Annotated in this window: 12 protein-coding genes and 2 pseudogenes; 3 read left to right on the top strand and 11 right to left on the bottom strand. The window is 68.4% G+C overall.

Going from position 1 to position 12,116, the window contains the following annotated elements; genetic code table 11:
- Positions 1–39: 39 nt before the first annotated feature.
- Genes OG747_RS19955 through OG747_RS19945 form a run of 3 tightly spaced genes read right to left on the bottom strand, consistent with a single transcriptional unit; the run spans position 40 to position 1,909 of the window.
- Positions 40–801, bottom strand: a complete 762-nt coding sequence (locus OG747_RS19955) for a GAF and ANTAR domain-containing protein (RefSeq protein ID WP_405880685.1) — start codon at positions 799–801, stop codon at positions 40–42.
- Positions 798–1,427, bottom strand: a complete 630-nt coding sequence (locus OG747_RS19950; protein ID WP_405880684.1) for a hypothetical protein — start codon at positions 1,425–1,427, stop codon at positions 798–800. The genes OG747_RS19955 and OG747_RS19950 overlap by 4 nt, the downstream gene beginning before the upstream one ends.
- A 56-nt stretch (positions 1,428–1,483) precedes the next feature.
- Positions 1,484–1,909 (bottom strand): STAS domain-containing protein, encoded by a 426-nt coding sequence (locus OG747_RS19945; protein ID WP_405880683.1) that lies wholly within the window; start codon positions 1,907–1,909, stop codon positions 1,484–1,486.
- 451 nt (positions 1,910–2,360) lie between these two features.
- Between OG747_RS19945 and OG747_RS19940 the strand changes: the two genes are divergently transcribed.
- On the top strand, positions 2,361–2,498 hold the full coding sequence (locus OG747_RS19940; RefSeq protein ID WP_405880682.1) for a hypothetical protein: 138 nt from the start codon (positions 2,361–2,363) through the stop codon (positions 2,496–2,498).
- A 122-nt stretch (positions 2,499–2,620) separates the two neighbouring features.
- Here OG747_RS19940 and OG747_RS19935 read toward each other — a convergent pair whose 3' ends face one another.
- Positions 2,621–3,826 (bottom strand): peptidoglycan DD-metalloendopeptidase family protein, encoded by a 1,206-nt coding sequence (locus OG747_RS19935; protein ID WP_405880681.1) that lies wholly within the window; start codon positions 3,824–3,826, stop codon positions 2,621–2,623.
- A gap of 506 nt (positions 3,827–4,332) precedes the next feature.
- Here OG747_RS19935 and OG747_RS19930 point away from each other — a divergent pair.
- Positions 4,333–6,111: a phosphatidylglycerol lysyltransferase domain-containing protein gene (locus OG747_RS19930; RefSeq protein WP_405880680.1), complete on the top strand. Its 1,779-nt coding sequence runs from the start codon at positions 4,333–4,335 to the stop codon at positions 6,109–6,111.
- Between the two features lie 3 nt (positions 6,112–6,114).
- Here the strand turns inward: OG747_RS19930 and OG747_RS19925 are convergent, their stop codons facing one another.
- Positions 6,115–6,906, bottom strand: a complete 792-nt coding sequence (locus OG747_RS19925; protein WP_405880679.1) for a BTAD domain-containing putative transcriptional regulator — start codon at positions 6,904–6,906, stop codon at positions 6,115–6,117.
- A gap of 535 nt (positions 6,907–7,441) precedes the next feature.
- Here OG747_RS19925 and OG747_RS19920 point away from each other — a divergent pair.
- Positions 7,442–7,735, top strand: a pseudogene (locus OG747_RS19920) (AMP-binding enzyme); the annotation flags it as partial.
- Between the two features lie 59 nt (positions 7,736–7,794).
- On the opposite strand, the gene OG747_RS19915 reads toward OG747_RS19920, so the two are convergent.
- The 6 genes and pseudogenes from OG747_RS19915 to OG747_RS19890 all read right to left on the bottom strand — a co-directional run bounded on the left by OG747_RS19915 (position 7,795) and on the right by OG747_RS19890 (position 12,093).
- Positions 7,795–8,118 carry a hypothetical protein gene (locus tag OG747_RS19915; RefSeq protein ID WP_405880677.1) on the bottom strand — a complete coding sequence of 108 codons (324 nt, stop codon included), beginning with the start codon at positions 8,116–8,118 and terminating at the stop codon, positions 7,795–7,797.
- 570 nt (positions 8,119–8,688) lie between these two features.
- Positions 8,689–9,297, bottom strand: coding sequence for a hypothetical protein (locus tag OG747_RS19910; RefSeq protein WP_405880676.1), 609 nt, complete (start codon positions 9,295–9,297; stop codon positions 8,689–8,691).
- A 165-nt stretch (positions 9,298–9,462) separates the two neighbouring features.
- Positions 9,463–9,702 (bottom strand): lactococcin 972 family bacteriocin, encoded by a 240-nt coding sequence (locus OG747_RS19905; RefSeq protein ID WP_405880675.1) that lies wholly within the window; start codon positions 9,700–9,702, stop codon positions 9,463–9,465.
- A 572-nt stretch (positions 9,703–10,274) separates the two neighbouring features.
- A pseudogene (locus OG747_RS19900) lies at positions 10,275–11,063 on the bottom strand (chromate transporter).
- Between the two features lie 23 nt (positions 11,064–11,086).
- On the bottom strand, positions 11,087–11,518 hold the full coding sequence (locus tag OG747_RS19895) for a chromate resistance protein ChrB domain-containing protein (protein ID WP_405880674.1): 432 nt from the start codon (positions 11,516–11,518) through the stop codon (positions 11,087–11,089).
- Positions 11,515–12,093 (bottom strand): Chromate resistance protein ChrB, encoded by a 579-nt coding sequence (locus OG747_RS19890; RefSeq protein WP_405880673.1) that lies wholly within the window; start codon positions 12,091–12,093, stop codon positions 11,515–11,517. Before OG747_RS19890 ends, OG747_RS19895 begins: the two co-directional genes overlap by 4 nt.
- Positions 12,094–12,116: the final 23 nt, after the last annotated feature.

Below are 12,116 nucleotides of genomic sequence, written 5' to 3'. Positions count from 1 at the left end.
TTTGGATTGTTGGTTCGGCTTCTTGGTCCGGCAAAGGTGTCAGGCTTCATCGTCGGTCTGATCCGTGTCCGCGCCCGGGGGGAACGTGAGCCGGTGGGCGACGACGTCGGCGGCCACCGCGGCGAGGCGGCGTCCTCTCGCGTAGGCATAGGCGCGCAGCCGGACGAAGGCTTCTTCGACACTGACTCCGAGCTGGGCCGTGAGCATGCCCGTGGCCTGGTCGATCTCCGACCGGTACGCGCCCAGGTCCTCGAAACGACCGTCCGTCGACCATCCGTCGGCCGGGCCCTCTTCCCCGTCGATCCGGGAGTCGAGCAGGACCAGCGTGGCGGTGTCGGCGAAAGCCGACGCGTCGGCCAGCTCCTCCGCGTTCAACCGGACCGGGACTTGGGAGTACAGGTCCAGAACTCCGGGGCTGATCGCTCCCATTTGCAGAGGGAAGGCGAAGACGGCGCGTGCCCCGGCCTCCAGGGCCGCATCGGCGAACACGGCCCAGCGGTCCTGCACTTCAGCGGTGAGCAGATCGGGCGTCAGGACGGCCGAGCCCTGTGTGAAGGCGTCCACGCAAGGCCCCTCGCCCAAGGTGAGCTGGAGCTCCTCCAACTGTTCGCTGACATCGTCGGTGCTGCACAACGGATGGCTTGCCGCGGATCTGGACATCGCGGAAAGTCCGGCCCCGCCGACCGGCAGTGCGGCCACGGCCGCGGTGCACACATCCACCACGCCGACCCGGGCACCCCGCCGGGCCGCCTGCTCAGCGACCAGTACCTGGATCCGGGCCGACCGGCTGTCGGACCTCACCCGGGCCACCGGGTCCAGGCTTCGTGTGCAAGACCCTCCAGCCTTGCCGTGGCCCGTTCCCCGAGGGGGAGCACCAGCGCACGGAACGTGGTGGGGTTCGTCGGCCTCAGAACCTCTCCGACGTCCAGCCATCCCCGGGAGCGGAGCGAGTCGAGAGTCGGGCGGTCGGCCTGATCCACCAAGGTGGCGCCGAGGGTCGCCTGGTGGTCGGTCAGCAGCCTCTCCTGCAGACGGTGGGCCAGCTTCTGGTCCTGCGGGTGCGGGCGGACCAGAGTGTCGCTGATCGCGAAGACACTGCTGGACTTGGTGATCCGCTCAATGGTGCGTGGTAGCGCACCGTCGAAACCGAGCCACCAGCGGCCGTCGCTGAGTACCGGGAACCCGAAGGCGCACCCCATCAGACTGTCCGTCTCCGCGATCACCATGGCGAACCCCGGCCGGCGGACGTCGCCCGCGAGATGGTTCAGGAAGTCCTGGCGGCTGGGACTGCGGTGTGCCTCACCCGATGCCGTTGCGCAGGACTCCTCGTACAGATCCCCGAGATCCTCACGGATGTCCTCCACGAGCCACCGGTTCACCCGGCGCAACCGCACCGCGTCCGCGCCGGAATCCACGCCGGAGTCCACGCCGGGCTTGTCGTCTCCACGGGGCTGCCGTGACGGTCCCCGATGCGGCCGAGCCGTCACACCGCACCGCCCGAGAGGACAGGCACCGGCGGAACAGGCCGGTGCGGCGGCACTGGAGCGGTCGTGGCCGGGGCGTTCCCGGGAGGAGGCGGCAGCTGCCCGAACGGAAGGCCCAGGAGCAGGAATGCGCAGCCGGCGACGTCGAGCATGAGGGCCAGCGTCGGCGGCGGACGGTGCAGTCGCAGCGTCCCCCCGGCCGCGGTGATGCGCTGTGAGGCGTGGAGGAAGGCGTTGAGGCCGCTGCAGTCGCAGAAGGTGACGGGGGTGAGGTCGACGTCGATGGTGCGGATGCCGTCGCGCAGACACCGTTCCAGTGATGCGCGCACCAGGGGCACCGTCTCCAGGTCGATCTCACCGGCCAGCGTGATCAGTGCCCGATTCTTTCGGTCGTGACGGTAGACGGTGAGCGGCGGAAGGGGCATGACGCCTCGGTTCGGAAGACCGTCCGGCAGCGGATGCGGTGGCGCCGGAATCCCGGCACCGCCGGCCCACTTCCGGCAGCGGAGTACATTCGGCGGAGGTCGAGCAACGGCCGACCGGCCGGCCTGCGCGGCAGGACTGAGGACCCACCCGGTTCCCTCCAGGGATGCGCCGGGCGACGGGCGAAGGGCCCGCTCCCCGCGGCGATCTGTGCTCGACAACGACATGCCGCCGGGGTCTGGGACGTCTGCACAGCAGCGTAGTCCTCGCCCGGTGCGACAGACGGTCGGAGCGGCCCATTCCCAGCATGTGGACGGTATCGAGGCATGGCTGCGTGCGCATGTCCTGTGCACCGCACGGTACTTGGGAGTTCAACCTCGCAGAGATCCGAGCCCGGCGCCCTCGGCCCGCAGACAGCGCACCAACAGGTGCGCGACGTCCTCCACTGCCGCCGTGTTCCGCGACCGGGTCGTGCCTTCGGCGTCGATCGACCGCCAGACCGACCCCGGCCCGGCGGTCCATCTCGACGAGCGGAAGGCCGCGATGGAGGACTGGATCAAGAGCTGGAAGTATCGGTACGCGGTGCGCTGATGGGGCACGAGGTGATGCTCAGCCAGGATGCGCAGTCGGCCGTGTTCTTGGTGCCTTTGCACACCGTCAGGTAGCCGGTCGTCGTGAGCTGCAGGTGGGGCGATGCGACGGCCATGGGATGCCTACGCGCGGACGGTCCGGCCCCGGCACAGCGGGCCTGAGACCCCCTGGAACTCCAGGTCGAGGCCGAGGCCGTCGCGCTCGGCGTGGAGGTGCAGGTGCGGCTCGCTGCTGTTGCCGGAGTTCCCGACCTCGCCGAGCACCTGCCCGACGCGCACGGGGTCGCCGGTGCTCACGGTCACGGTGCCGGGGCGCAGATGGGCGAGCTTGACGATCTCGGCGCCCGTGTCGATCCACACGTGGTTGCCGTACAGGGGTTGGTAGCGGATGGCGCCGGGTTCCTGGTCGTCGATGTGATCGGCGGCGGAGACGACCGTACCGTCGCAGGGTGCGTGCACGGGCTGCCCGTAGATGCGGTAGCGCTCGTTCTTGCCGCGCATGCCCTGGCTGCGGGCGCGGTGACGCCCGCGCGTCCCGCCCGGGCCGACCTGGACCACGTCCAGGGCGCCGCGTTGCTCGGGGACGGCGACGTGATGGTTGAGGCTGCGTCCGCCTCCCTGCCCCACGTACCAACTGCCGCCCCGCAAGGGGAAGACGAGGGGCCGGGAGACGGCCGTCCCCCAGCGGTGACGCCGTGCCCGGATCAGGAGTACGCCGAGGACGGCGACCAGGGCGGCCCCCACGACCAGTTCGGGGGCACCGCCCGACGTGGGCAGCCCCGGCAGCCGCCAGGCGGAGGCGAGGGCGACGAGCGCCCCGGCCTCCAGCGGCCGGCGTATCCACCACGGAAACAGGGCGGGGGCACGCCAGCCCTCCACGACCAGGTATCCGGCCGCGACGATCAGCAGGCGGCCGCACCAGGCGATCCGGGAGGGGGCCTCCCAGCAGGCGTCGATGCGCACGACGAACAGCAGCACCAGCACGGTCCAGGCCAGAGCCGGGCGCACCCAGTCGGTGCGCAGGCGTGCCGGGAGGTGTGCGCCGGGGGCGATCAGGAGCCCGTCCAGCTCATGGCCGTCCCTGGTGGCGGCGAAGGCGAGGGCCCGCCCCCGGGTGCCTTCGATCACCAGTCCGTCGCGGCTGTCGCGCACGCCGGTGACCTCGCCGACCCGTCCGAGCGTGGTGTCCACGATCTCGTCGAGCCGCTCCCGGCCCACGGCGGCGACCACGCGCGGCGCCAGGCGTTCCCGGTCGGCGGGCTCGGCGGTGAGGAACCGGTACAGGGCGTCCGGCGCGGCGTTCGCCGCTTCCCCGGTCCTGTCACGCATCGGCCGCACCGTCCTGTCCCGCCGTCATCGCCACCGGGGTCATGCCGCGAGCAGGAAGCACCGGCTGATCGGAGTCGCGGCGCCGCCGACCGCGGCGAGAGCCGCGATCACCGCACCGGCGACGGCACGCTTGCCGTTCATGGTGGTTCCCTTCGAGTGGTGACACATTCAAGGAGTTGCGCGAATCGATGCGCAGAAAAGTGCGCACGTACTCCCAAGGCTCGATACGGCGCGAAATGGCCTTGAGCAACCGGGGAGTGCGCTCATGCTAGCCATGACTCGGCACGGCACTCAACGAAATTCCTGGCCGCGAAACGGAGTTCGACCCTCCAGGCTCAGGTAAAGCTCAAATCCAAGGACGTGTCTTGTTGTTCTTCCCGCTGCGGCTTGCGCAGTTTTTACTCTGTGATGGGTTCTTCGAGAAGAAGCTAAACCCGCGCTAACGGCCCCCGAAATGAATCGGTAAGGCAGCGGAATCGGACCTTTTCTGCCTCTAGGGTTGGAGCATGAACGAGCGTTATCGGAACGGGCGGCCATGGGTTCCGTCAGCGGCGGGCCACGTCTGCCGGCTGATCGGTGTCCTGGATCTGGTGAGTGCCCTCTTTCCCGGCTTCCGGCACTCCCGGGTCCACGACTGGCTCGGTGAGCTTCCTGGCGGGGTGACCACTCTCGCCGCGGTGGGTCAGCTGACGAGCGGACTGCTGCTGGTCCTGCTGGCCCACGCGCTGCGCCGCCGCAAGCGCCGGGCCTGGCGCGCGGTGGTGCTGCTGCTGCCGCTGAGTGCGGCACTTCACCTGCTGCACCGCCATGAGCCGGTTACGGCGCTCATCGCGCTGGTGCTGCTGGGGCTGATCCTCGTCCACCGACAGGAGTTCTACGCCAAGGCCGACCCGCGCACCCGGCTGAGGGCGCTCGCCAATTTCCTCGGCCTGGGCACCCTCAGCGTCCTGCTCGGCCTGGTCATCGTCAGCGTCCACCCGTCGAGCGAGCGCCGGTCGTACAGCTTCCCGCAACGGCTGGAGCACGTGGTGTACGGGCTGTTCGGCTTCGAGGGGCCGGTCGGGTACACCTCCGGTCGGATCGCCGATCTGGTGGGCTACTCGCTGGGCGCCCTGGGCCTGCTGACCGCCCTGACCAGCGCCTGGCTCGTACTGCGCCCGGAGACGCCGGAGCCGGAACTGACCGCCGGGGACGAGGAGCGCGTACGGGCGCTGCTCGACCGCTACGGCGCCCGCGACTCCCTCGGCTACTTCGCGCTGCGGCGGGACAAGAGCGTGCTGTTCTCCCCCTCCGGAAAGGCCGCGATCGCCTACCGGGTGGTCTCGGGGGTGATGCTGGCCTCCGGCGACCCGCTCGGCGACGTCGAGGCCTGGCCGGGCGCGATCGACGCCTTCATGACCGAGGCCCGCGAGCACGCCTGGGTACCCGCCGTGGTCGGTTGCAGCGAGACCGGCGGGGAGATCTGGGCCAGGGAGACCGGACTGGACGCGCTGGAACTGGGCGACGAGGCGGTGGTCGACACGGCCGACTTCTCGCTCTCGGGACGCGCCATGCGCAACGTCCGGCAGATGGTGAAGCGGATCGAGCGGGGCGGGTACGTCTGCCGGGTCCGCCGGGTCTCCGAACTGGACGACACGGAGCGGCAGCGGATCGGTGACGCCGCGGCACAGTGGCGCGGAACCACCGTGGAGCGCGGGTTCTCCACCGCGCTGGGCCGGTTCGGCGATCCCGCGGACGACGAGTGCGTCGTCGTCACCGCCCACAAGGCCCCCGATGAGGCAGCGGGGGAGGACCCGGCCGGCGATGACCTGAAGGCGATACTGCACTTCGTGCCCTGGGGGCCTGAGGACATCTCCCTGGACCTGATGAGACGCGACCGCTCCGCCGACCCCGGCCTCAACGAGCTGCTGATTGTCGCGGCCTTGCAGGCGGCGCAGCAGATGGGCGTGCGTCGCGTGTCACTGAACTTCGCGATGTTCCGCTCGGCCCTGGCCAGGGGTGAGCGACTCGGCGCCGGACCGGTGCTGCGCGTGTGGCGCGGACTGCTGGTCTTCTCCTCGCGCTGGTTCCAGATCGAGTCGCTCTACAAGTTCAACGCCAAGTTCCAGCCGCGCTGGGAGCCGCGGTTCCTGGTGTATCCGCAGGCCCGAGACCTGCCCAGGATCGGCCTCGCCATCATGCGGGCGGAGGCGTTCATCACGCTGGAACTACCGCGGGCCAAACGCCCCGGGCGGCGCACCTCGCTGAGGCCCACCCTGGCCGAGGACGTCCGGCCCGCGGTCTGAGACTTACGAGACCAGCGGAAGGGCGGCCTTGTCCTCGAGCCAGGAGGCCCGGGAGAGAACGGCTCGCTGCACCTGCCGGAGCCGGAGGCTCGGTTCCATGCCGAGCCCTTCGACGAGCTTGTTCCGGAGGGTGTTGTAGACGCCGAGTGCATCGGCGGTGCGGCCACTTCGGTAGAGAGCCACCATCAGATAGAGATAGAGGTTCTCCCACAACGGCTGGTCCGCGACCAGCCCATAGGCTTCGCTGATCACCCAGGCGTTCCGGCCGAGCCGGAGTTCGGTTTCCACCCACAGCTCGTGAGCGGAATTCCGCTTCTCGTCCAGTTGGTGGCCCAGATCGTCCAGCACCGGCAGGCCGCGCACGTCGGCGAGGGCCGGCCCGCGCCACAGCGCGATGGCCAGGGCCAGCAGCTCCGAGGCCTCCTCCAACCGTCCGACGGCGGTCAAGCGGTGGGCCCTGGCCACCGTGGACTCGAAGCGGTGCAGGTCCAGTTCATGCCGCTGCCCCAGGTCCAGGAGGTAGCCGGGAGCCCGCGTGGCCAGGACGCCCGGGTCCGCGCCCAGTGCCGACAGGTGCTTGCGCAGCCTGGACACGTAGACCTGCAGAGCGGTGGCCGCGGTGCGCGGCGGGTTGTCCGCCCAGAGCAGGTCGGTCAACTGCTGGGTGGAGACGACTCGCTCGGCGTTCAGGCACAGCAGCGCCAGCAGCGCCCGCTGTTTGAGGGCGCCCGGGCCCGGTGAGGTGGAGCGGCCGGCCGCCGCGATCTCCAGTGGTCCGAGTATGCGGAAGTCCAATTTTGTCCCCCGTGATGTGCTTCCATGACGGCGAGTTGGTCAATCCCGCCGACGAGTGATCTTCGGTGGCGCTCCGGACTTCAGGCAAGTTCGCGGTGTTCCTTTTGCCGAGAGATGGGGTGACTCTCACCGCGACTTGAGCCCCGGGACGACCGGGCCGATCGGATGTGACGTACGCCATCGTTGTTGAATATGTACTGCTGGACGCATGAGGTGCGGCTGATCCGGCGCATGGGAGGGTTCAGCGGTGCGGTCCAGTCTCTGAAATATCTGCACAACGTGATTTACGGGGGAAGGAGTTGGACGGCACACGTCTGCCAATTTCGGCCGCCCAGTACGAGATATGGTTGGCCGAGCAGGTGAATCCGAAAGGGCAGCAGTCTCGCATCGGTGAATACCTGGAGATCCGCGGACTGATCGACGCGGAGAAGTTCGAAGCCGCACTCCGGCGGACCATCGCCGAGGCCGAACCCTTTCACGCACGGTTCGGCGAACGTGAAGGCGTGCCCTGGCAGACCGCCGACCTGGCCGATGACTGGGTCTTCCCCGTTCGGAGTACCTGGGCCGTACCGACCACCAGGTCAAGATCAGGGGTATCCGGATCGAACCGGCGGAGGTCAGGGACGCCGTCGCCGGCTGTCCGGGTGTCACCCAGGCCGAGGTCGTCGTCCGTGACGACCCCTCGGGAGCCGCTTGTCTGGTTGCCTATGTGGTGGAGCAGGGCGGGGGATCACCGGCTCCGGCGGCCGTCCGCGAGCATGTGGCGGAGCGGCTGCCCAGGCACATGGTGCCGGCCGCCGTGGTCGTGCTCGACGCGTTCCCGCTGCCCCCCAACGGCAAGCTCGACCGCCGGGCCCTGCCCCGACCCGACTGCCGTCAGCGTTGCCGTCATTCGAGGGTGCGAAGACCGCGCGTCCGAAAGAAGCGACGCGCCGCCCGGAGGGCCAAGACCAGGACCGTGACCGCCAGCACGACGTTGAGAGTGTCCACGATCATGACGACGGAGTGGGGCGCGAGCAACAGGTTCGGCACCTTGCCGCCGATCATCCCCAGGCCCATGAGGAGGGGGAGCCATGCCCGAAAGAAGCGCATGTCCTGATCGGGACTCGCTCCCTTCCGAACCGTGGTCCGCTCCCACCACCGACTGCCGATACTCGCGAGGACCAGCGCGCACCCCATCGCGACTACGGACCAGTCCATGAACCGCAGCATCACGCCTCCTTGATCGGCAGACGGATCTTCCTCCCGCGGGTGACCGCGGTCAAGGGGCCGGCGTCCCACCGCAGCCCCGGCCCTTTTGAGTCCTGGAGCTGTGCGCGGCGCCCGGGGCACGCTCAGACACTGTGACACTCGCTTTAGGAGTTCGACTCCTCCACCTGCTCCGCCCAGCGGTCCCGCTCCCCCTGCATCCGGTTGCGCAGCGGCTCCGGCGCGTCGGTCGGTTCCGGGTTCTCGAGTCGGGCCGTCGCGGACAGAATCGTCAGGACATGCCCCTTCCCGGTACGTCGTCACAAACGGCCTTGATCACGGCGGCTGTTCTCATGCCCGATGGGCACCCCGGCAAGCCGCTGACCAGCGCGAGCACGTCAGCGATCAAGAACTACAGCTGCCGTGACTGAGGATGGCGACCAGGGGTTTGGAGGTCTGAGGCCGAGCGTAGGACGCCGGTCCGGGAACGGCGAATGAATTGCCGGCCAGGGGAACAGGGGGCACGGTCCGGGCAACGGGGCCGCGAGGCGCAGATACGCACGGTACGCGTGGGGCGTCGAGGCAGGATCGCGCCTACCTTCGCGCTTGCCCGGCGGAAGGCCGGGACCGCCAGGTGATCACCGTGTGCCCCACCAGGGCGAGGATGACAGCCACCGCAATGAAGCGGATGACGCTCCATGTCGTAGTGGCGACTGTTCCTTCCAGCGGAGCATCGAAATTGAGTCGCTGTGTCGTATCGACGACAGCCACCAGTGGAACCAGCACCCGAAAGGGAAGGCCGCGAAGTCCGTGATTTCGCGCCAGGTTCCCAGCCAATCCCAAAAGAGAGCCGAGAAGGCAGGCGGCTATGCACCAGACTACCGTTTTCGACAAGAAGGCAGACCACTCAATCTGCGTTGTTGTCGCCGAAGGGTTATTCAGGTCCAGTGTCCGGAACTCTCCCTGGCCCAGTTTGGTGACATAATAAGCGATCACGGCCGTGATCAGGGACGCGGGGGCCAGAATGACGGATTCCATCCTGGATTTTCGCGCGAGCCCGACACAGAAAGCCAATGCCGCCCAGGTCCATCCAGCGGACAGGATGAGATCTGCCACATGTCCTATCGGGCTGCCGACCGTGCCAAGAAGGGGGGCGAGGGTCCCGAGTGTCGCGCCGATTGTCAATACGGCCGCAGATGCCATGACACGGGATCGTGAAGAGAACACGATGTTCGAAAAGTCCTTTTCGATGTCCAGGCAGGAGAGCCTGGCGTGGCGGTTCCGTTGCTGCAATGGCGGATGTCCCGGCCATCTCGGCGGAGAACCGAGAGTGGCCGGGACCGCAACGGCACTAGAGCCTGGAAGCTCTTAGTACGTGGACCAGTACACGTGGCACGTGTACGCCCAACCGGCGTAGGCGTAGGCGTCTGCCCAGTAACCGGAATTAGCGTATTCCTTGTCGGTGCCGTTGGCTATGATCGCTGTTGCCGAGTGGTACTTCGAATTGTGGAGGTAGTCGGAGTAGCAGCCCTTGAGGCCACTGCTGTCGGCTACGGTGCCGTAACTCCATGTTCCGCCGCCGGCGCTGACGACGGTTTTCGGGGTCACACTCGTCGCGGAAACCTTGAAGGTGACCTCTCCCCATGCCTTGGGGTGTCCCAAGAACTTGGGTGCCTGGCGGGTTGCCGTTCTGGCCGACGACGACTGGTCGACTGTCGCACTGGCCGGCGAAGTAAGAGCTCCGGCAGTCATGGTCGCGCCCATAGCGGCGAGAGCCATTATTTTACCAAGAGTCCTCATGAAACATTCCCCCTTTACCTGCGTCCAGTGAGCGATAGGGAGATCCTCGGTGTTCGAGATTTGAAAGTAAAGGCACATCTGTGGTAATGGCCGAAAAGGTTCGCTGCCTCTTATGTCGCGATTGGTCGTATTGCACTCGGTCGACTTCCCCTTTTCTTGCCCAATGACCCCATTACGCCTGACGGTATAGGGGTCTTTTCCGGACATTTCAAGGTCAATTCGGGAGTCCGGGTGCGCCCCCGCGTTCTGTTGTGGAGCCTCGCGAGTTCCTGGGCTGCTGCAGTCCGCCTCGCGCCGCCACCACCAGCACCAGCACCAGCACCAGGCCGCCGAAACCCACCGCCGCCGCGACGCCGTGACGGAGAAGCCGTGATCAAGAACTACAGCTGCCGTGGATGATCACGGTCTTTATCCAGGGATCGAGCACCGGCACTCCGTACGTAGAGCCCGGATCTGCTGCTGGGTTGAGCGGGCGGCGCCGAGATATTTCGGTTTCTACCGCGTGCCCTGAGCTTCGCCGGTTCCTCAAGTGGGTGCAGTTTCAGGTGTTTCGGGGGCGAGGAACCGTCGTCGGCGGAGTGCGCGGCGGCAGGACGCAGGGTGTGCGGAGCGAGGCGGGCCAGCAGCCGGCCAATGAGCGCCGCGGCCACGTTGACCAGGGGGAAGGGGACGGCGAAGAGTGCGAGCGCGGAGAAGGAGGCGACCGCGAGGGCGATGAGGGCGGGGTGGGTCAGGGAGCGGCGGCCGACCCGCCACACCGCCTGGGCGACGATCGCGACCACGGCCGGGGCGAGCCCGGCGAACAGACCGGTGACGGCCGCGGTCGTACCGAAGGCGACGTAGAGGGCGGACAGGCCCAGCAGGGCGAGTACACCGGGCAGCGCGAACAGGGTGCCCGCGGCCGGGCCACCGCGGGTGCCGTTGAGCAACCATCCGATTTAGATGGCCAGTTGCTGGGCCTCGGGGCCGGGCAGGAGCATGCAGTAGCTCAGGGCGTGGTTGAACCGCTGCCGGCCGATCCAGCGTTTCTCCTCCACCAGGGCGCGCTGCATGACCGCGATCTGGCCGGCCGGTCCGCCGAAGGTCTGCAGGGATATCGCGAACCAGGTGCGTACCGCCGTTCGGAAGGGGACGATGTCGCGTCCGCTGTCGGTTGCGACGACGGACACGGACTCCGCGGTGGGGTGAGTGGTCACGCGGGGTCCCGCCCTGTCAGCGTGGCGCGGCGGTGGTACTCGTACAGGCCGTCGAAGAGCGGGCCGGTCAGTTCGAGGATGCGTTCGTCGTCGCAGATCATGGACAGGCCGCGCAGGGCCACGTCCATGCCCGGTGCTTCGGGGGCGTCGTAGCGTTCGTCGTCGAGGTCGGCCTCGTGCACGATCTCGGCGAGCTTCCACAGCACCGGGTCGGTCAGCTCGTAGCGGCGCAGGATCGTCTCGAAGGAGCAGTCCCCGCCGTGGTGGCCGAGGTCCACGCCGCGCATGTCGAACGGCGTCGCGTGCTCGGGGACTTGGGCGGGGTCAGTCACGAAGACGAACTCCGCCTTCTTGTCGACGTGGCGGCGGATCAGCCAGGAACAGGCAGCGCGGTCGATGTGGATTCCGGCGCGGGTTGCCCACTTCATGACTTTTCCTCCTGGTGGTGCGGAGTCTCCAGCGGTACGCCGTCGGCGTCGTCAGTCTCGGGTTGGTTCGGTTCGTCGGTCCCGGAACCGTCGGGTGTGCCGGATTCGTCGGCAAGGGCTCGTACGGCGGCGTGGGCCCGGTCGCGTTCGGGCGGCGGGAAGAAGTCGCGGCGGCCGATGCGCCGCAGTTCGGCGCGGAGTCGCCGCACGGCCGTGGTGGTGCTCGCGCCGCTCGCCGTGGCTTGGGCGGCCTGGTCGATGATGCTCTGGTATTCGGCGGCGCGGGCGTCCGCCATGCCGGTGGCCAGCTCGTGCTCCTGCGTGAGCGTCGCGGGCCGGGCGAGCCAGATCGAGGCGGTGCCGCCCGCCTCGATCGCCTCGTCCGCGATCCACTCCAGCTGCTCGCGGGTCCGGGCGTCGGCGGGCAGCGCCACGAGCCCGTCGGAGAGCTGGGCGACACCCAGCCGCTTCAGCTTGCGCCAGACGGCGATGCGGGGCGTGGAGGGTTCGCGGGGCAGGCGGTAGGAGAGCAGGACCCACTCGCCCGGGTCGCGTACCGCCCGGTCAGCGGGCATGACTGTCCCGGGCTCGCACGGAA

It is taken from the genome of Streptomyces sp. NBC_01384 (assembly GCF_045040035.1).
Taxonomy (GTDB): Bacteria; Actinomycetota; Actinomycetes; order Streptomycetales; family Streptomycetaceae; genus Streptomyces.
The sequence above is the reverse complement of the archived record's forward strand: the minus strand, read 5'-3'. Positions and strand labels throughout refer to the sequence as shown.

Excerpts from the sequence above, each read along its gene's own strand:
- OG747_RS19945 (WP_405880683.1), bottom strand. The coding sequence starts at position 1,909 with ATGCCCCTTCCGCCGCTCACCGTCTACCGTCACGACCGAAAGAATCGG.
- OG747_RS19935 (WP_405880681.1), bottom strand. The coding sequence starts at position 3,826 with ATGCGTGACAGGACCGGGGAAGCGGCGAACGCCGCGCCGGACGCCCTG.
- OG747_RS19930 (WP_405880680.1), top strand. The coding sequence starts at position 4,333 with ATGAACGAGCGTTATCGGAACGGGCGGCCATGGGTTCCGTCAGCGGCG.
- OG747_RS19915 (WP_405880677.1), bottom strand. The coding sequence starts at position 8,118 with ATGCTGCGGTTCATGGACTGGTCCGTAGTCGCGATGGGGTGCGCGCTG.
- OG747_RS19910 (WP_405880676.1), bottom strand. The coding sequence starts at position 9,297 with ATGGCATCTGCGGCCGTATTGACAATCGGCGCGACACTCGGGACCCTC.
- OG747_RS19895 (WP_405880674.1), bottom strand. The coding sequence starts at position 11,518 with ATGAAGTGGGCAACCCGCGCCGGAATCCACATCGACCGCGCTGCCTGT.
- OG747_RS19890 (WP_405880673.1), bottom strand. The coding sequence starts at position 12,093 with ATGCCCGCTGACCGGGCGGTACGCGACCCGGGCGAGTGGGTCCTGCTC.